Source organism: Bacillus sp. 123MFChir2 (genome assembly GCF_000383235.1).
In the GTDB taxonomy this organism is placed as follows: domain Bacteria; phylum Bacillota; class Bacilli; order Bacillales; family Bacillaceae_G; genus Bacillus_A.
Map to the genome: position 1 here is coordinate 1 of NZ_KB910962.1, position 17,685 is coordinate 17,685.

Annotated in this window: 18 protein-coding genes; 13 read left to right on the forward strand and 5 right to left on the reverse strand. The window is 37.9% G+C overall.

Annotated features, from left to right (window positions below):
• Window positions 1-227: 227 nt before the first annotated feature.
• The 5 genes from H280_RS0117335 to H280_RS0117355 all read left to right on the forward strand — a co-directional run bounded on the left by H280_RS0117335 (window position 228) and on the right by H280_RS0117355 (window position 3,414).
• Window positions 228-584 carry a cupin domain-containing protein gene (locus H280_RS0117335; RefSeq protein WP_020062399.1) on the forward strand — a complete coding sequence of 119 codons (357 nt, stop codon included), beginning with the start codon at window positions 228-230 and terminating at the stop codon, window positions 582-584.
• Between the two features lie 422 nt (window positions 585-1,006).
• Window positions 1,007-1,342: a hypothetical protein gene (locus H280_RS23795; RefSeq protein ID WP_034303935.1), complete on the forward strand. Its 336-nt coding sequence runs from the start codon at window positions 1,007-1,009 to the stop codon at window positions 1,340-1,342.
• Window positions 1,343-1,456: 114 nt separating this feature from the next.
• Window positions 1,457-1,603 carry a DUF6176 family protein gene (locus tag H280_RS27040; protein ID WP_020062401.1) on the forward strand — a complete coding sequence of 49 codons (147 nt, stop codon included), beginning with the start codon at window positions 1,457-1,459 and terminating at the stop codon, window positions 1,601-1,603.
• 313 nt (window positions 1,604-1,916) lie between these two features.
• Window positions 1,917-2,417: an RNA polymerase sigma factor gene (locus H280_RS0117350; RefSeq protein WP_020062402.1), complete on the forward strand. Its 501-nt coding sequence runs from the start codon at window positions 1,917-1,919 to the stop codon at window positions 2,415-2,417.
• Complete coding sequence (locus tag H280_RS0117355) at window positions 2,407-3,414, forward strand: anti-sigma factor (protein ID WP_020062403.1); 1,008 nt, start codon at window positions 2,407-2,409, stop codon at window positions 3,412-3,414. Before H280_RS0117350 ends, H280_RS0117355 begins: the two co-directional genes overlap by 11 nt.
• Window positions 3,415-3,855: 441 nt before the next feature.
• Here H280_RS0117355 and pepQ read toward each other — a convergent pair whose 3' ends face one another.
• A complete protein-coding gene (gene pepQ, locus H280_RS0117365) occupies window positions 3,856-4,953 on the reverse strand; it encodes a Xaa-Pro dipeptidase (protein WP_020062405.1) in 1,098 nt (365 codons plus the stop codon).
• Window positions 4,954-5,100: 147 nt separating this feature from the next.
• Between pepQ and H280_RS0117370 the strand changes: the two genes are divergently transcribed.
• Window positions 5,101-5,784: a metal-dependent hydrolase gene (locus tag H280_RS0117370; RefSeq protein WP_020062406.1), complete on the forward strand. Its 684-nt coding sequence runs from the start codon at window positions 5,101-5,103 to the stop codon at window positions 5,782-5,784.
• A 38-nt stretch (window positions 5,785-5,822) separates the two neighbouring features.
• Here H280_RS0117370 and H280_RS26175 read toward each other — a convergent pair whose 3' ends face one another.
• The gene (locus H280_RS26175) at window positions 5,823-5,978 is read right to left on the reverse strand and encodes a hypothetical protein (RefSeq protein ID WP_020062407.1); all 156 of its coding nucleotides are present in this window, start codon (window positions 5,976-5,978) and stop codon (window positions 5,823-5,825) included.
• Between the two features lie 199 nt (window positions 5,979-6,177).
• Here H280_RS26175 and H280_RS0117380 point away from each other — a divergent pair, with 199 nt between their 5' ends.
• On the forward strand, window positions 6,178-7,491 hold the full coding sequence (locus H280_RS0117380) for a DRTGG domain-containing protein (RefSeq protein ID WP_028411286.1): 1,314 nt from the start codon (window positions 6,178-6,180) through the stop codon (window positions 7,489-7,491).
• Between the two features lie 115 nt (window positions 7,492-7,606).
• Here the strand turns inward: H280_RS0117380 and H280_RS0117385 are convergent, their stop codons facing one another.
• On the reverse strand, window positions 7,607-7,909 hold the full coding sequence (locus H280_RS0117385; RefSeq protein ID WP_020062409.1) for a YtpI family protein: 303 nt from the start codon (window positions 7,907-7,909) through the stop codon (window positions 7,607-7,609).
• A gap of 116 nt (window positions 7,910-8,025) precedes the next feature.
• Between H280_RS0117385 and H280_RS0117390 the strand changes: the two genes are divergently transcribed.
• Window positions 8,026-8,958: a DHH family phosphoesterase gene (locus H280_RS0117390; protein ID WP_020062410.1), complete on the forward strand. Its 933-nt coding sequence runs from the start codon at window positions 8,026-8,028 to the stop codon at window positions 8,956-8,958.
• Window positions 8,959-8,981: 23 nt separating this feature from the next.
• On the opposite strand, the gene ytrI is transcribed toward H280_RS0117390, so the two are convergent.
• Both ytrI and H280_RS0117400 read right to left on the reverse strand, forming a co-directional pair.
• Complete coding sequence (gene ytrI / locus H280_RS0117395) at window positions 8,982-9,482, reverse strand: sporulation membrane protein YtrI (RefSeq protein WP_020062411.1); 501 nt, start codon at window positions 9,480-9,482, stop codon at window positions 8,982-8,984.
• On the reverse strand, window positions 9,479-9,844 hold the full coding sequence (locus H280_RS0117400; protein WP_269208757.1) for a YtrH family sporulation protein: 366 nt from the start codon (window positions 9,842-9,844) through the stop codon (window positions 9,479-9,481). The genes ytrI and H280_RS0117400 overlap by 4 nt, the downstream gene beginning before the upstream one ends.
• Before the next feature lie 349 nt (window positions 9,845-10,193).
• Here H280_RS0117400 and dnaE point away from each other — a divergent pair, with 349 nt between their 5' ends.
• The 5 genes from dnaE to accA all read left to right on the forward strand — a co-directional run bounded on the left by dnaE (window position 10,194) and on the right by accA (window position 17,595).
• Window positions 10,194-13,523, forward strand: coding sequence for a DNA polymerase III subunit alpha (gene dnaE / locus H280_RS0117405; protein ID WP_020062413.1), 3,330 nt, complete (start codon window positions 10,194-10,196; stop codon window positions 13,521-13,523).
• Window positions 13,524-13,614: 91 nt separating this feature from the next.
• Window positions 13,615-14,871 (forward strand): NAD(P)-dependent malic enzyme, encoded by a 1,257-nt coding sequence (locus H280_RS0117410; RefSeq protein WP_196810743.1) that lies wholly within the window; start codon window positions 13,615-13,617, stop codon window positions 14,869-14,871.
• Between the two features lie 14 nt (window positions 14,872-14,885).
• Window positions 14,886-15,521: a FadR/GntR family transcriptional regulator gene (locus tag H280_RS0117415; protein WP_020062415.1), complete on the forward strand. Its 636-nt coding sequence runs from the start codon at window positions 14,886-14,888 to the stop codon at window positions 15,519-15,521.
• A gap of 242 nt (window positions 15,522-15,763) precedes the next feature.
• The gene (gene accD / locus H280_RS0117420) at window positions 15,764-16,633 is read left to right on the forward strand and encodes an acetyl-CoA carboxylase, carboxyltransferase subunit beta (RefSeq protein WP_020062416.1); all 870 of its coding nucleotides are present in this window, start codon (window positions 15,764-15,766) and stop codon (window positions 16,631-16,633) included.
• On the forward strand, window positions 16,621-17,595 hold the full coding sequence (gene accA, locus H280_RS0117425; RefSeq protein ID WP_020062417.1) for an acetyl-CoA carboxylase carboxyl transferase subunit alpha: 975 nt from the start codon (window positions 16,621-16,623) through the stop codon (window positions 17,593-17,595). The genes accD and accA overlap by 13 nt, the downstream gene beginning before the upstream one ends.
• Window positions 17,596-17,685: the final 90 nt, after the last annotated feature.

The following is a 17,685-nucleotide window of genomic DNA, read 5'->3' on the forward strand; positions in this document are numbered from 1 at the left end:
TATATAAATACAAGTTGACTTTTTAACATCTAAGTCGCTGCTATGCAGAACAAAACATGGCCGCTACTTGCTGTCTATCTTTGTTTTAAACTTTGCACGTGGCAGGAAAAGAAACTGACCGCCTCTATGCATGGCCAGTTGCTCTGGTCTCCTCCCCTAAAAAATTGGTTTTTATGTCATTTTTTCAATTTGTATTTATATATCATTTGAATAATGGAGTGATAAATATGAAAAATGAACTGACAAAAGAAATGAATCTAGAAAAAATAAATTTATTAGAGGTCACGAAACATATTACAGAAAATCATAAAAATTTTGTTGTTTCCAATGTAAATAACCATTGTTTGCGCATTGCTGTTTTTACAGGAGAATATGAATGGCATTTTCATTCAAATTCAGATGAGTTATTTATGGTAGTAGAAGGAGAGCTATTGATTGATTTTCAAAATCAAGAAACGATTACTTTGAAGCCAAATGATACGTTACGAATTCCAGCGGGAACGATTCACCGGACAAGAGCATTAAAACGTACTGTAAATCTTTGTTTTGAAGATTTGGGGGCGGATACAGTTATTGTGGAATAGATCTCAACTTTCAGATCACTGATATGCAATGAAGTGATTGAAAAATATAAATACTAATTTAGAGAAAAATTTAGGGAAATTGTTAATTGAGGAAGAAATTTACGTGGTATAATATGGATTTAGCGTTGCTGATTTCAATATATATAAATCCAAATTAAAAACCTGACATAAACCCCTTTTCTTTTTAGATGGCCCTGAGCGTCTGGCCATACTTGGAACGGTCATGGACCTTTTCTGCCATAGGCAATGTTAAAACAAAGCGAGCAAATGAGTGCAAGTTACTTTTTATAACAGCAACTTGGATGTTGAAAAATCAAAATGGATCTATATATAATTCATAATTAAGGATGACATATACAATGAGAGAAAATAGAATGGGCAGGACGTTTTTTAGATTTGCATTTACTGCTGCATGTACAGCTATGTTAAGTGCGTGTGGAAATGATGGGATAGACGGGACATGGGAACTGTCTCAAGAGAAACAAAAGCAATGTCCGGTATACTATAAATTTGAAACGGTTACAAAAAAGGAAGAGAAAAAGGACGTTATTTATCATTTGGTAGAGATGTATACAACTGACCAGAAAAAAGAAGATAAATATAAAGGGACATATAAACAAGAGAATAAAGGAGATTCATATATTCTTGACTACGGAAATTCCTTCATCTCAAAACAGCAAATGAAAAGAGACGGAAACGATTTAGAAGTGATTTTCAGCGATGTAAATAAACGATGTACATATAAGAAAAGTGCATGATAAAGGCGAGGGAACGAAAGGAAGTTGAATGAACTCGATTTAAAGTACAGTAAGGAAAGAGTAATCACGTTGGATTATATGAAAGACGTTCTGTTGACATGAAACGACGAGAAAATGTACGTAGAGACAATTTTCCGGGAAATAGGTAATAGAGAAGAATACTTATATTGGTACTCTGTTCAAGGAGAAATGGCGCCTTCTGTTGATGTGAGGACAGAAGTAGTGATGATTCTGGAAAATGTACAAGCTGCTATGAAATAAGGGAGCAGAATGTAGAGAAAAGCACATCGACTTTTGATGTGCTTTTCTTTATGAATCCATTTAAATTTTTCGACATATAGATTGCGACTATGGAGAAAAAAGGAGTCTACACTTGCTTTCTCCCTTTGTGTTACTTTGCATGTGGCAGGGAAGGGCACTAACCGCTTCTATGCATAGCCAGATGCTCTCGCCCACCGAAAAAGAATAGTTTTATGTCGGTTTTTAATTTAGATTTATATATTTGAAAAAATTTTTATAAAGTTTGTATACATTTTCCATGTTCGAACGTTAAGTATATAGAAAGGAGCGAATGATGAATTATGATACATACGAAGTACTGTTATTAGAAAAATCAAAAGTAGTATATCACTATTTACGAAAGCTTGGCGTTGAAACAAAAGAAGCTGAAGATATTGTGCAAGATACATTGTATAAGGCACTGCTATTTATGGAAGATATTCCGCTAGATCGATTGACTCCATGGCTGTTTCGCGTTGCTATTAATCACCACCGCGATATATATAGAAAAATAAAACATTTAAATCCGATTGCGCTTGAATCAGCTGTACTCATAGGTCAAAAATCACTAGAGGACGTCATGCTAACGAAAGAACTACAAGGGGAAGTACAAGAAATTTTAGAAACGATGAACCAAGATTACAAACACATGTTACTACTAAAGTATGAATACGAGCTCTCCTATAAAGAAATTGCAAATCTATTAGGAATGAAAGAAGATACGGTCAAAACAAATTTATATAGGGCGCGAAATCAATTTAAAGAATTGTATAGGAGGAAAGTAGATGGGGCGTAAAGATTTTGATTTAAATATGGATGATAAGCAGATGAAAGCTTTGATGAAAAAAGCGAAGCGGAAGCATTTGTTACGAAACTGGATTATATCGATTTGTGCTACGATTATTGTTCTTGTTGGGACTTTTAGTATTATAGTTTATTTTACACAAGAAAATTATACAAAAATGGGCCGGAAAGTAAATGCATTACATACTGTACAAGGACCGAATATGAGATTTTATGGACATACGAAATTAAGTATGGGGTTATTGAGTGGTACGATGCTGTATAGCTCTTACAAGAATATAGCTGGTCAACCGGTTAAATGGATTGATGAAATATATGAGTATTCTATATGGGGAGTTCGTGAGGTGAATCATAATGGCAATACAAGTTTAGATGAAGAAATTCCAAATAAGAAAGATGACTTTGAAACAATGCCAGACTATAACATACAAACGATGCAAAGAGAAATGCGCTTTTATTTACCGTTTATGCAATATATAAACTATGTAAATGACTTAGAGAAAATGGGAGAAATAAAAAATAAAGTCGCTGAAGTGGCATTGTCTTTTGATAAAGCGTATACAGCGGAGCAAGTTGTCCAAATGTTACCGAAGGATGTAAAACCAGTTTGGTTTTGGGTAGATACATACGATGAGAAAAAAAGAAATTCTTATGTAGGGATGATAGATTCGAAGAATAGAGTTGTAAATGCTGAAATGTCTACCGCCGTATTTGGATTTGAAGGAAGTCATGAAAAGAAGAGTGAAGAAATAGAAAGAGATTTAATGAGAAATAGTAAAGAGTTTCTTAGAGAAATGAAATGGTTAGCTGAGGATAATAGTGAAAGTGATTATTTTAGTAAATATTATAAAGAAGTAAAAAATATTCCTCAAAAAGACCTACCCATCTACGGTGTAGTCGTAACAGGAACAACGGAATCACTCAAACAACTGCAAGGAGCACCTTATGTGAAAGCGGCTGTGCGAGGCGTGATGGTTGATAAGCAATAAAGGAGAGAGCGTTATGATGAAAGGGATATATGGAATTGTTTGTACGATCATATGTTTAATTTGCCTGTCTTGGTATACAGAGCGGTATCATGAAGGAGTTATCAGTGAATTTATAAGTGGGTTTTGCATGTCGATAGCTGTTTTTATGAATTTCATATCAATCATTCTTGTACTAATCCAATTAAAAATAAGCGAAAGAAAAGAAGGTACTTTTTAAAGCACCTTCTTTTTGTATTATATAAATCTAACTTGACTTTTCAATACAAAAGTCGCCGCCATGCCAAACAAAAAGTAACCTGCTACTTTCGTTCTCTCTTTGTTTGAACATCGCATGTGGCAGGAAAGGACCCTGTCCGCTTCTATGCACGGCCAGATGCTCTCGCCCTCCTCTAAAAGACAGAGGTTTTATACTGTTTTTTTAACTTGCATATAGGACTATATTTATTTCACAAACTGCAATTCTTTCGGGAACTTCGTTAAAATTTCTACGCCCTCTTTTGTAACGTAAACATCATCTTCAATACGAACGCCGCCTATGTTTGGTACGTAAATACCTGGTTCGATTGTGAAGACCATGCCTTCTCGAAGCGGTGAGTTGTTACCTTCTTTTACGTCTGGGAATTCGTGAACGCTAATGCCAAGTCCATGACCAAGGCGGTGCGGGAAGAAGTCGCCGTAGCCAGCATCTGCGATCACAGAACGAGCTGCACGGTCGATTTCACTAAATGTTGCACCTGGTTTACATGATTCAACGGCATTTAATTGACCTTTTAATACAGTTTCATAAATGCGTTTTTGTTCGTCCGAAATTTCGCCAAATGCAACTGTACGTGTAATATCAGAGCAGTAACCGTCAATAATTACACCTAAGTCAAATAGGACGAAGTCACCGCGCTGCATTTTGTTTGCGCCAGGAACGCCATGCGGAAGTGCAGAGTTTGCACCTGTTAGTACCATTGTGTCAAATGACATTTTGTGAATGCCTTTTTTCTTTAATTCATGCTCGATTGTTGCAAGTACTTCAAGTTCACTGCGATTCTCTTGAATGGCATTTACCCCAATTTCAACTGCATAATCAGCCATCGCAGCAGCTTCGCGTAAAATCGCAAGCTCTTTTTCGTCTTTAATTAAGCGGAGTTCACGTACTTTTTCTTCAGCAGATCTGAAAGTTGCTTTTGGGAATAATTGTGATAAGAGCTCGTAGCGTTCTACGTTTAAATGTTCTTTTTCAATTGCTACTGCACCTGCATCAATGCCACGTGCTTCCATTGCTTTTGCGATCATATCCCATGGATTGTCTGTATCTGTATACCCAATGATTTCATGAGTCCAGCCAGCGCCTCTCGCATGTCCTTCTTCCATTTTTGGGCAAATTAACATTGGTTCTTTTTCTTGGAATACAAATAAGCCAAGTAGCCTTTCGTGCGGTTCACAGTGGAAATTCGTCATATAGAAGACGCTCGGTGTAGAAGTTAAGAATGCAGCTTCTGTATTTTGTTCTTGCAGCCATTCTGTTAATTTTTCTAATCTAGTATTCATAGATTGGCACCTCCGAAATTTTCATTACATGTATAACTTTACATCGAGTGAAAGGATCCTGACAAGCGAATCGATGTTTGAAAAGACAGGAAATTATGAAATCGTGTAGAATAAGAGGTGGAATGAAAACAAAGGAGGAATAGGCAGATGAAAGTATCCTATCACGGTCATTCTGTTGTAAAAATTGAAACGAATGGAAAGGTTATTTTAATCGATCCATTTATTACAGGAAATCCGAAAACAGATTTAAAAGTTGAGGATGTAACAGTAGATGCGATTATCCTATCTCATGGTCATGGCGATCATGTTGGAGATACAGTAACACTCGCGAAGAAACATAATGCGGTTGTCGTTGCACCGTTTGAACTTGCGACATTTTTAGGCTGGAAAGGTGTTCAAACACATCCAATGCATATCGGTGGTTCCCACACGTTTGATTTTGGAACAGTGAAGTTTACACAAGCATTTCACGGTTCTAGCTATGTGGATGAAGAGAATCAAACCATTACATATACAGGAATGCCAGCTGGAATAGTCTTTATGGCAGAAGGAAAAACAATTTATCACGCTGGAGACACAGCACTGTTTTCTGATATGAAATTAATTGGCTCTCGTCATGCGATTGACGTGGCATTTTTACCAATTGGCGATAACTTTACAATGGGACCAGAAGATGCCGCGCTCGCAGCTGAATGGATCGGAGCAAAAGTTGTTGTGCCGATGCACTATAATACATTCCCAGTTATCGAACAAGATCCGCATCAATTTGTCGAGAAACTAACCAGCAATGTAGGAAAAGTATTAGAAGCTGGGGAAGGCATTGAATTGTAAAAAAGAAACCTTCATTTTGCACGGCAAAGTGAAGGTTTTTATGTGTGAGAAGGGTATAATGTAAATGTTATATCATTTTTAGACTGTGGTGTGTCTGTTTCTATTTTTGTAGTTTCGTTTAACGCTATCGCTACTTTCTTCCCATCCACAAATGCTAATAATATCGCACCGATTAAATTTAAAGCTTTTTTCATATCATATCGCTCCGTTTCTCTTATTTCTTGATTTCATTGTACGATAAGGAAATTACATTATTGTAAGAAACTTGTATGGTTTTGTTATAAAAAAAATAGTACAGATATAGAAACATGCAGTGTAACAGTTTTGGAAATATAGTATACTAAAAATACAACACATGAAGAATTTAGGGAAAAGAAAGTATGGTGAAATTAGTTGGCTACGAAACACAACCAAATTTTGGAGTATATCAACAGTTTGCCAATTGGGCATAAAATTTCTGTGCGCCAAATTGCAAAAGAGCTCGGTGTGAGTGAAGGAACAGCGTATCGGGCAATTAAAGATGCGGAAAATAAAGGATACGTAAGTACAATTGAACGGGTCGGGACAATTCGTATTGAACAAAAAAAGAAAGAAAATATTGAAAAGCTAACATTTGCGGAAGTTGTTAACATTGTTGATGGTCAAGTACTTGGCGGAAGAGAAGGTTTACATAAAACGTTAAATAAATTCGTAATTGGGGCAATGAAGCTAGAAGCGATGATGCGCTATACAGAAGCCGGAAATTTACTTATTATCGGAAACCGTACACAAGCACATCAATTAGCGCTTGAAGAGGGAGCAGCTGTACTCATTACAGGTGGATTTGATACGGAAGAACATGTGAAGAAATTAGCAGACGAGCTAAAGCTTCCAATTATTTCAAGTAGCTATGATACATTTACAGTAGCCACGCTTATTAACCGTGCTATTTATGATCAGCTTATTAAAAAAGAAATTGTTCTTGCTGAAGATATTTTAACACCAATTGAAGAGACGATATGTTTACAGCCGAATGATACAGTAGAAAAATGGCATATGTATAATGAAGAAACGATGCATGGACGTTATCCGATTGTAGATGAGGCAAATAAAGTACTCGGCATTGTAACATCAAAAGATATGATTGGTGTAGCAAAAGACACACCAATTGAAAAAGTAATGACAAAACAGCCGATTACTGTAAACGGAAAAATGTCTGTTGCCGCAGCGGCGCGTATGATGGTGTGGGAAGGAATTGAACTTCTTCCTGTTGTTGACGATAGCAATACATTGCAAGGCATTATTAGTCGTCAAGATGTGCTTCAAGCGCTTCAAATGATTCAGCGTCAGCCGCAAGTTGGAGAAACGATTGATGATATTGTAACAAATCAATTTGTGAATCAGAAGGAAGCGAAACAAGATCACTCATATCATTTTTCCGTTACTCCGCAAATGACAAATTCGATTGGAACTTTGTCGTACGGCGTATTTACAACAATTGTGACAGAAGCGACCAATCGTGTCCTGCGCGCGCTGAAAAAAGGTGACATAATTGTTGAAAACTTAACCATTTACTTTGTAAAACCGGTTCAAATTGACAACATTGTATCCGTCCATCCAAAAGTATTAGAAATTGGACGTAAATTTGGCAAGGTTGAAATAGAAGTACGTTATGAAGGTAGTGTGGTTGGAAAAGCATTACTTATGGTGCAATTGATTGATCGGTAAGAAGAGGAAGCTGTCGTATAAATAAATTGCGACATCGTTAATCTATAGAAGAAAAGCGTTCATCCTTTCAGCAAATATTGCTGAAAGGATGAACGCTTTTTTACATCTCACCTCATCATTTTTGTAACTGCTCAGCTTCCTCAATCGCGAGCGGTAAGAAATATTTATATTGGCGAATGCCGTTGTAGATACTAGCACCCCCAACGATTACGAATAAAACGCCAACGATAATACGAGCTGTTGAAATTTCTAGAAAGAATTGATTTACGCCAAATAAGGCAACGAATACTCCAAGTGCAATGGAAGATTTTCCTGCAAGCCATCCTTTCTCCATCGAGCGGTTTGTACGAAAATATTTTGTTTTGTAGAAGAGATATAACATAAATGTAATGATAATACAAAAGACTAATACTGGCATGACCCCAATCCCCCATCTATTTGTATGTTCTTTCTTTATTGTAATCCAATTCTCCACCTGTATGAAGTGTTTTGAGCTATAATAGGAATAAATTGGCCGAAAAGGAGATTTTACATATGCATGAGAAAATTTTAGGAGCAATTAAGCAATTTGATACAATTATTATCCATCGCCACGTTCGTCCAGATCCAGATGCATTAGGTTCACAGTGCGGACTTGGTACGATGCTGCAAGAGTCATTCCCAGAGAAAAAGATTTATATGGTAGGGTACAATGAACCATCTTTAGCGTACTTACGTGTAATGGATGAAATTGATGATGCAACGTATGAAGAGGCACTTGTCATTGTTTGTGATACAGCAAACCAAGAGCGTGTTTGCGATCAGCGTTATGCAAAAGGAAAGCAGTTAATTAAAATTGACCATCATCCGAATGAAGATCCATACGGTGATATTGTTTGGGTAGATACAACATCTAGTTCTACAAGTGAACTGATTTATGAATTTTATTTATATGGTAAGGATAAAGGATTAACGTTATCAAAAGAAGCGACGCGTCTTATTTTAGCTGGTATAGTTGGTGATACAGGACGTTTCTTATTCCCAAGCACATCTGCAAAAACACTTCGTTATGCATCTGAGCTTGTAGGAATGGGCGTTGAATTCCCAGCATTATATGATGAAATGTATAAAACGAATGAGCGTATTGCACGTTTAAATGGTTACATCTTACAAAACTTTACGATGACTGAAGAAGGCGCAGCATACGTTAAGCTAACAAAAGAAGTATTAGAGCAATTTGGTGTGCTTCCGAATCAGGCTTCAGGAGTTGTTGGAGCTCTTGGAAATATTGAAGGATTAAAAGCGTGGGTTTTATTCTTAGAGGAAGAAGATGTGATTCGTGTTCGCCTTCGTTCAAAAGGTCCGGTTATTAATACGTTAGCAATGCGATATAACGGCGGTGGGCATCCGATGGCGTCCGGAGCAAAAGCTTTTTCTTGGGAAGAAGCAGATCGTATTTTTGCAGACTTACGTGAATTATGTAAATAAGAAGAAGAAAGGTAGAGGCAGCTCTACCTTTCTTGTTTTATTTTGACGCTAATTTCCAGGATGGTATCAAATGAAACAGTTTCGATTTCAAATCGATAGACACGGTCGTAATATTTATATACTTTATTTTCAATAACCTTCTTTAGTAGTTCTTTATTGTTTGCGACGCTTTGAATGTTTTGAGTAAGCAAGTGACGGAGATCATCGCGAATAGAAGTTTGTAATGTTTCCACTGTTAGCGTGTCTAAATTGTATTTTTCGTAATTTGCAATCTCAATTTCAATTTCTTGAATGGTTAACAGTTTTTTGTTTTTTTCATTTTCTTTTTTTTGATCTTCCGTGAGTACACGTAAATCTTCGGTTAGTTTTTCTATTTGTGCTTCTTGTGTTTCAAGTGTTTTAGTTTGCTCTTCTTGAAACACGCCATATATGTACAAAAAAATAATCCAACTTAAAATACCACCAACCGCCGCACCGCCTAAAAATAATTTCCAGCGATTAGAGAGTGAACTTGGAACTTTCATACGTGATCCTGTGTAATCCATTTAATAATCGTGAATCCAGTTTGCATACCGCCGGTGGCAAAGAAAATAAGGAGAATTTGTTTCACAATATCTTTTGTATCTCCTCCAAAAAAGCTGCGTTCAAAGCTATAAAATGTATCGAAAGTTCCGCCAATGGCAGCGACGAGAGCCCAAATTCGTAAATTCTCTGCAAATTGTGTAATCATTGTGAGCGGTGGTTTTCCCACTAAAAAAGCACCAATTCCGCCAATTAATGACCCGCCAATCATAACACCAAGAGCAATAAAATAACTTGTAATGAGAAGAGAGAAAAAGCTTTGGTTCACTTCCATCATCATTCCCCTTTCTTTTTCATCCCGCATTAACGCGCAGTAATACTCCCACCTCAAAATTCAGCGAAAGCATTGTCCAGCTCCAGCGGCTAGAATGTTCGGTGGCTTCGCTTCTTCCTACGAGGTAAAAAGCACCTCTGTGTCAGAAGCTCCATCCCCCTCACATTCTGAGCGAGCCGCTTCCGCTTTTCTAAAGAAGTTAGGTGGGAGATAAACTGCTGTCATGCGCCCGATTGGTGAGGGCTAATAATCAGTGGGGATGAAGGAAACTTCCCACGGATTAAAGTTTCACTGTATGTATATGGACAAAGAAGGGGAAGTATGTTTTGATTTCACGTATAATAGGAAGTAGTCAAATAGATAAAGAGAGGGTATAAAAGTGAAGTTTGTGCATTTACAATGTCAAACCGTTTATAGTTTATTGAAAAGTGCTTGTAAAATAGATGAGCTTGTTTATCAAGCGAAAGAACTTGGATTTTCAGCATTAGCAATTACAGATGAAAATACGATGTATGGTGTGATCCCGTTTTATAAGGCTTGTAAAAAAGCGGGGATTCAGCCGATTATTGGTTTAACAGCTTCCATATGGAATGAAGAAGAGGAGCAGTCTTATCCGCTTGTTTTACTGGCTGAAAACGAAACTGGGTATCGGAATTTACTTAAAATTTCTAGCAGCATTATGACAAAGTCAAAAGAGGGTATTCCAAAGAAATGGCTTACGCGTTATGCAGGGGGATTAATTGCGATTTCTCCAGGGAAAGGTGGGGAAATTGAAAAGCTTTTATTGCAAGGAAAACATGAGGCTGCTGCGGAAGTAGCAAATATATATAAAAATATATTTGCCAGCTTTTATATAAGTGTACAGCACCATGCCGTGCAAGAGGAATTGTTGCTTCAAGAAGAGCTTCTACCATTTGCGCAGCAACTTGAGATTCCGCTTGTAGCAACAAATGATATTCGTTATGTAAAACAAAATGATGCAATTGTGCAGGAGTGCTTATTATCTGTTCATAATGGGACAAAAATGACTGATTCGGACAGACCACGCCTGCAGACTGATCAATACTATATGAAATCAGCATCTGAAATGGAGGCGTTATTTGCTTCTATGCCAGAAGCGATTCAAAACACATTACGTATTGCGGAGTGCTGCCGTGTAGAAATACCGTTTCATACAAATCAATTGCCGAAGTTTCCAGTACCAACAAATGAATCGTCTGATCAATTTTTACGCCGCCTTTGTGAAGAAGGATTAAAGAAGCGTTATGAAACGGTGACAGATGTGCATAAAGTGCGTTTAAATCATGAGCTAAATACCATTTCTCGTATGGGATTTAGTGATTATTTTCTTATCGTATGGGACTTTATGAAATACGCTCACGAGCAGTGCATTTTAACAGGACCAGGCCGTGGTTCGGCAGCAGGTTCACTTGTATCTTACGTGCTGGAAATTACAGACATCGATCCGATTCAATATAATTTACTATTTGAACGTTTCTTAAATCCAGAGCGCGTTACACTCCCTGATATCGATATTGATTTTCCAGATATTCGCCGCGATGAAATGATTCGTTATGTGAAAAATAAGTACGGTGAACTACGCGTGGCTCAAATTGTAACGTTTGGAACACTTGCAGCAAAAGCGGCAATTCGTGATATTGCAAGAGTAATGGGACTGCCGCCAAATGAAATTGATATTTTTTCAAAACATATTCCATCTAAAGTTGGGATTACGTTGGAAGAAGCTTACGCAGAATCACCATCATTACAAAGTTATCTACAAAGTAACTTAATTTTTCAAAGGGTATTTGATATTGCAAAGCGTGTAGAAGGGTTGCCGCGTCATACGTCTATTCATGCAGCTGGAGTGATTATGAGTGAAGAGCCGCTTACAAATAGTGTTGCCGTTCAAGGCGGCCATGATGATGTATACGTCACGCAATATTCAGCGGAAGTATTAGAAGAACTTGGTCTGTTAAAAATGGACTTTCTTGGTCTGCGTAATTTAACATTGCTTGAAAATATTCGCATGTTTATTGCGAAGACAACAGGGACAAGTTTAGATATAAGGAAATTGCCTCTCCAAGATGCAAATACATTTGCACTCCTCGGGCGAGGTGATACGACAGGAATCTTTCAGCTCGAATCAAGTGGAATGCGGAATGTTCTGCGTTCGCTAAAACCAAATGAATTTGAAGATATTGTTGCGGTTAACGCATTATATCGCCCAGGACCGATGGAGCAAATACCAGTTTTTATTGATTCTAAACATGAAAAACGTGCCATTCATTATTTGCATCCTGATTTGAAACCAATTTTAGAAAATACGTATGGTGTTATCGTTTATCAAGAGCAAATTATGCAAATTGCCTCCCGTTTAGCAGGATTTTCTCTTGGCGAGGCGGACTTATTACGCCGCGCCGTAAGTAAGAAAAATCGTGATATTTTAGACGAAGAGCGCACGCACTTCGTGAAAGGGTGCTTGCAAAATGGATATAATGAAGAAACTGCCCAGCAAATTTATGATTTAATTGTTCGATTTGCCAATTATGGATTCAACCGAAGTCATGCAGTTGCTTATAGTATGATTGGATATCAGCTTGCTTATTTAAAAGCAAATTATCCGCTTCAGTTTATGACAGCATTATTATCAAGCGCAATTGGAAATGAAGAGAAGATTGTACAATATGTTCGGGAAACGAAGCGAAAAGGGTTCCGCGTTTTGCCACCGTCCCTTCATAAGAGCAGTCATGAGTTTCAAGTGGAAGGAAATGCAATTCGGTATAGTTTACTTGCGATTCGCAATGTAGGGATGGCGACGGTAAATGCTGTAATGGAAGAAAGAAATAAAAAGCCGTTTCAAGATTTATTTGAGTTTTGTTTGCGCATGCCGGCAAAATTTGTGACAGAGCGCAATTTAGAAACGATGATTTGGGCCGGTTGTTTTGATGATTTTAACGTTTCGCGTTCTGCCTTATTTAATAGTATTAAAGGTGCGTTAGAATACGCGAGCTTAGCAAGGGAAATTGGTGAGGAGCTTGTGCCAAAGTCAGAGTATGCCGGGGAAGCAGAGTTAACTTTTATCGAGCAGTTAAATAAGGAAAAAGAAGCGCTAGGCTTTTATTTAACAAGTTATCCAACTGCACAGTACGCAAAGCTTGTTAAGGAATTAGAAATCCCGACACTTGCAGGGGCGATGAAGCAGCAAAGAAAAGTGCAACGGGTCATTGTATATTTGACAAATATAAAAGTAATTCGGACGAAGAAATTACAAAAGATGGCGTTTATCACGTTCTGTGATCAAAATCATGAAATGGAAGGGGTTGTATTTCCTGAAACGTATATCCATTTTGCGGAGCGATTACAAGAAGGGAAAATTGTTTTAATAGAAGGGACAATTGAAAAGCGAAACAATAAGCTCCAATGGATTGTAAATGGATTGTATCCGTTAGAGGAGATGGATACTTACGAGGAAATGAAAGACGCTTCTATTTACGTGAAAATACCATCACAGTATGAAAAAAGGCTGTTAAGCAGTGTCACGAAAATATTGTTTAACTATTCAGGTTTTGCGAAAGTACTAATTTATTATGAAAAAGAGCATAAGATGGTACAATTATCTCGTAACTTATCCATTCATCCAAGTGAAGAATGTTTACAAGCGCTATATGACATAGTCGGCAAGGAAAATGTCGTTGTAAAAATATAATGGACAATTTCCTATCATTTCGATTATAGTAGTAATAGCGTTCGTGGTCAGACCACTTTGGAGAATGTATAATATAATGCAGCAAGAAAATATGAGGAGAGTGGATCGTTTGTCAACACTACGTGAAGAAGCACTTCACATGCATAGAGTGCATCAAGGAAAACTAGAAACAGTATCAAAAGTAAAGGTAGAAAATGCAAAAGATTTAAGTCTTGCGTATTCTCCAGGGGTTGCAGAACCATGTAAAGTTATTTATGACGATAAGAGCAAGGTATACGAATATACAATGAAGGGCAATATGGTAGCAGTTGTAACAGATGGAACGGCTGTATTAGGTCTTGGAAACATTGGACCGGAAGCATCACTTCCTGTTATGGAAGGTAAAGCTGTATTATTCAAGAGCTTTGCTGGTGTAGATGCATTTCCAATTGCTTTAAATACAAATGATGTAGATAAAATTGTTGAAACTGTAAAATTAATGGAGCCAACTTTTGGCGGCGTAAACTTAGAAGATATTGCAGCACCAAACTGCTTTATTATTGAAGAGCGTTTGAAAAAAGAAACAAATATTCCTGTATTCCACGATGACCAGCACGGAACAGCAATTGTAACAGTAGCGGGTCTTGTGAATGCATTAAAGCTAGTTGGGAAGAAAATGTCTGATATTAAAGTTGTTGCAAACGGTGCTGGAGCAGCGGGTATTGCAATTATTAAACTTTTATATCGCTACGGTGTACGCGACATGATTATGTGCGATACGAAAGGTGCGATTTTTGAAGGACGCTCTATCGGTATGAATCCTGTGAAAAATGAAGTTGCAAAATACACGAATAAAAATCGTGTAGAAGGTTCATTAGCAGAAGTGATTCAAGATGCAGATGTGTTCATCGGTGTATCTGCAGAAGGCGCATTAACAGAAGAAATGGTTCGTTCTATGAACAAAGATGCAATTATCTTTGCGATGGCGAATCCAAATCCAGAAATTATGCCAGACATGGCAAAAGCAGCTGGAGCGGCAGTTGTTGGTACGGGGCGTTCGGATTTCCCAAACCAAGTAAACAATGTGTTAGCTTTCCCAGGTATTTTCCGCGGTGCTCTTGATGTCCATGCAACGCAAATTAACGAAGAAATGAAAGTGGCAGCAGTACAAGCTATTGCTGAACTTGTATCAGAAGAAGAGTTAAATGCTAATTATATTATTCCAGCTCCATTCGATGCACGCGTAGCACCGCAAGTAGCAGCGTATGTTGCAAAGTCGGCGATGGAAACAGGTGTTGCTCGCCGTCAAGTTGATCCGCAGGAAATAGCTGAAAGAACGAGAAATCTAGCGATTATCGGCAAAGAATAAGCGAGGAATGTTCATTGACATCATCACAAACAAAAGTATATCTAGAAATAGTGAAAAAAATTCGTTTGATCATACAAGAAGATGGATTGAAGGCGGGCAACCGCCTTCCATCTGAACGTGAGCTAAGTGCACGTTTAAATGTCGGACGCTCATCTGTTCGTGAAGCGCTCAGATCGTTAGAACTAGTAGGTCTAATTGAAACGCGGCGCGGTGAAGGGACATTCATTCGAAACTTTTATGAAAACGGTCTGGTGCAATTAATTGCACCGTTCGTATTACAAGATGAAAAGACACGGCGGGATTTGTTACAAATGAAAGGATTGCTTGAGAAAGACGCGATTCGAGTCTTATGTCAAACACAGGCAGAAAGCAGCTTAAAGGCACTTCGGAAAATTTTTTCTGATGAACAATCATCGATCGCAGTATTTCATCAAACCTTTTTAAAAACGCTTGTAGAACAAGTCGATAATTATTTAATGTATCGTGTTTGGATGATTGTACGTGACTACGCTTCAACGCTTTCTTGTGATGTTCATTTAAACGCGCGAGAGTTACATGAAAAACTATATATAGCATTACAGAATAAACAAGAACAAATAGCATTAGAGTTTTACGATGAGATAATGGAAAATATACAGTTTCATTTGTGAGTTTATCTTGCTTAAACATGTATGAATAAGCAAGATAAATGTTTACTTTATACAAAATTTGTCGAAATAACCATGACACGTTCTGACACAAATTCTGCAAGATAACGTTTAAAGTTAAACGTAAAGAGACGGGTTATAAGGCAAATTGAGAAAATAAGGCTAACACCAATTGATTTAGGTGTTAGCCCCATTTTCTTACTCGTTAACCTTAGCTCTTTTATCACCTAAAGGAGGGTCAAACTTTGCTACGAGATTTATTCCTAAAGAAGAAAAAGTATGCTGCAATTCCTTCAGAGCAGGTACGAAAAGATGTACCGGACGGTGTCATGACAAAATGTCCGAAATGTAAAAAAATCATGTATACGAAAGAACTTCTGAAAAATTTAAAAGTATGTGTTAACTGTGGCTATCATCACCCGATGAATGCATGGGAGCGTCTTGAAAGTTTGTTAGATGAAAATTCATTTCGTGAATATGACAAAGAAATGATTTCGGCAAACCCGCTTCAATTCCCTGGCTACGAGGAGAAACTTGAAAGTGATCGTAAAAAAACCGGATTAAATGAAGCGGTTGTGACAGGAGAAGGAACAATCGAAGATATGCTTGTTGTTGTTGCGGTTATGGATTCAAGGTTTCGAATGGGAAGCATGGGCTCTGTTGTAGGTGAAAAAATTGCGCGTGCTGTTGAAAAAGCATATGAAATGAAAGCGCCGTTTCTTATTTTTACTGCATCAGGCGGAGCTCGTATGCAAGAGGGTATTTTAAGCTTAATGCAAATGGCGAAGACAAGTATAGCTTTGAAAAAACATAGCAATGCAGGTGGTTTATTCATTTCAATTATGACGCATCCAACGACAGGCGGGGTTTCCGCGAGCTTTGCTTCACTTGGTGATTATAATTTAGCGGAACCTGGTGCACTAATTGGATTTGCTGGTCGTCGTGTAATTGAACAGACGGTTCGCGAGAAATTGCCAGAGGATTTCCAAACGGCAGAGTTCTTATTGGACCATGGACAATTAGATGCAGTTGTGCATCGCGATGATATGAGAGACACGCTCCGTAAGATTTTAGAAGTTCATCAAGGGGAGGAAGTGGCGTCATGGCAGAATTAGAATTTGAAAAACCAGTTGTTGAGCTAAGAAGTAAAATTAGTGAGTTAAAAGAGTATACGAAAAACAGCCAGATGGACTTCAGTGAAGAGATTCGTATCTTGGAAGGGAAATTAGAGCACTTAGAAGAAGAAATATACGGTAACTTGAAAGTGTGGGACCGTGTTCAAATTGCTCGTCATGCCGAAAGGCCGACAACACTAGATTATATTCAGAGCTTATTTACTGATTTCTTTGAATGTCACGGAGATCGATTATTTGGTGATGACGCAGCAATTGTTGGCGGGATTGCGAAATATAACGGAATGCCTGTTACAGTAATCGGTCATCAACGCGGGAAAGATACGAAAGAAAATATTCGCCGTAATTTCGGAATGCCTCATCCAGAAGGATATCGTAAGGCATTGCGTCTTATGAAGCAAGCTGAAAAATTTAATCGTCCCATCATCTGTTTTGTTGACACAAAGGGTGCATATCCAGGAAAAGCAGCTGAAGAGCGTGGGCAAAGTGAAGCAATTGCACGCAATTTATTTGAAATGGCTGGACTCACTGTACCTGTTATTTGTATCGTAATTGGTGAAGGTGGAAGTGGCGGTGCGTTAGGACTCGGTGTAGGTAACTATGTACACATGCTAGAAAACTCCACATATTCGGTTATTTCGCCTGAAGGAGCAGCGACAATTCTTTGGAAAGATGCTACGAAATCAAAAGAAGCTGCAGAAACGATGAAAATTACAGCAGCTAATTTGAAAGAATTAGGTGTTATTGATGAAATTATTCCAGAGGCTCGCGGCGGTGCACATCGCGACGTAGTGAAGCAGGCGGAATATATAAGTCGTACATTGCAGAAGACATTCCAACAATTAGAAGGCATTTCGAAAGAGCAACTAGTCGAAAATCGCTACGAAAAATTTATGAAAATTGGACAAGTTTCGTTTTCAAACGCTTCCATTGGGGTAAAATAGAAAAAGCGTGCGTTCCATCTCGCGAATGCACGTTTTTCTTATGAAAAAGACACATCTTCTCCATTGTCATTTTGTATTTCTTCATGTTAT

Excerpts from the sequence above, each read along its gene's own strand:
- H280_RS0117335 (WP_020062399.1), top strand. The coding sequence starts at position 228 with ATGAAAAATGAACTGACAAAAGAAATGAATCTAGAAAAAATAAATTTA.
- H280_RS23795 (WP_034303935.1), top strand. The coding sequence starts at position 1,007 with ATGTTAAGTGCGTGTGGAAATGATGGGATAGACGGGACATGGGAACTG.
- H280_RS27040 (WP_020062401.1), top strand. The coding sequence starts at position 1,457 with ATGTACGTAGAGACAATTTTCCGGGAAATAGGTAATAGAGAAGAATAC.
- H280_RS0117350 (WP_020062402.1), top strand. The coding sequence starts at position 1,917 with ATGAATTATGATACATACGAAGTACTGTTATTAGAAAAATCAAAAGTA.
- H280_RS0117355 (WP_020062403.1), top strand. The coding sequence starts at position 2,407 with ATGGGGCGTAAAGATTTTGATTTAAATATGGATGATAAGCAGATGAAA.
- pepQ (WP_020062405.1), bottom strand. The coding sequence starts at position 4,953 with ATGAATACTAGATTAGAAAAATTAACAGAATGGCTGCAAGAACAAAAT.
- H280_RS0117370 (WP_020062406.1), top strand. The coding sequence starts at position 5,101 with ATGAAAGTATCCTATCACGGTCATTCTGTTGTAAAAATTGAAACGAAT.
- H280_RS26175 (WP_020062407.1), bottom strand. The coding sequence starts at position 5,978 with ATGAAAAAAGCTTTAAATTTAATCGGTGCGATATTATTAGCATTTGTG.
- H280_RS0117385 (WP_020062409.1), bottom strand. The coding sequence starts at position 7,909 with ATGCCAGTATTAGTCTTTTGTATTATCATTACATTTATGTTATATCTC.
- H280_RS0117390 (WP_020062410.1), top strand. The coding sequence starts at position 8,026 with ATGCATGAGAAAATTTTAGGAGCAATTAAGCAATTTGATACAATTATT.
- ytrI (WP_020062411.1), bottom strand. The coding sequence starts at position 9,482 with ATGAAAGTTCCAAGTTCACTCTCTAATCGCTGGAAATTATTTTTAGGC.
- H280_RS0117400 (WP_269208757.1), bottom strand. The coding sequence starts at position 9,844 with ATGCGGGATGAAAAAGAAAGGGGAATGATGATGGAAGTGAACCAAAGC.
- H280_RS0117410 (WP_196810743.1), top strand. The coding sequence starts at position 13,615 with ATGAGGAGAGTGGATCGTTTGTCAACACTACGTGAAGAAGCACTTCAC.
- accA (WP_020062417.1), top strand. The coding sequence starts at position 16,621 with ATGGCAGAATTAGAATTTGAAAAACCAGTTGTTGAGCTAAGAAGTAAA.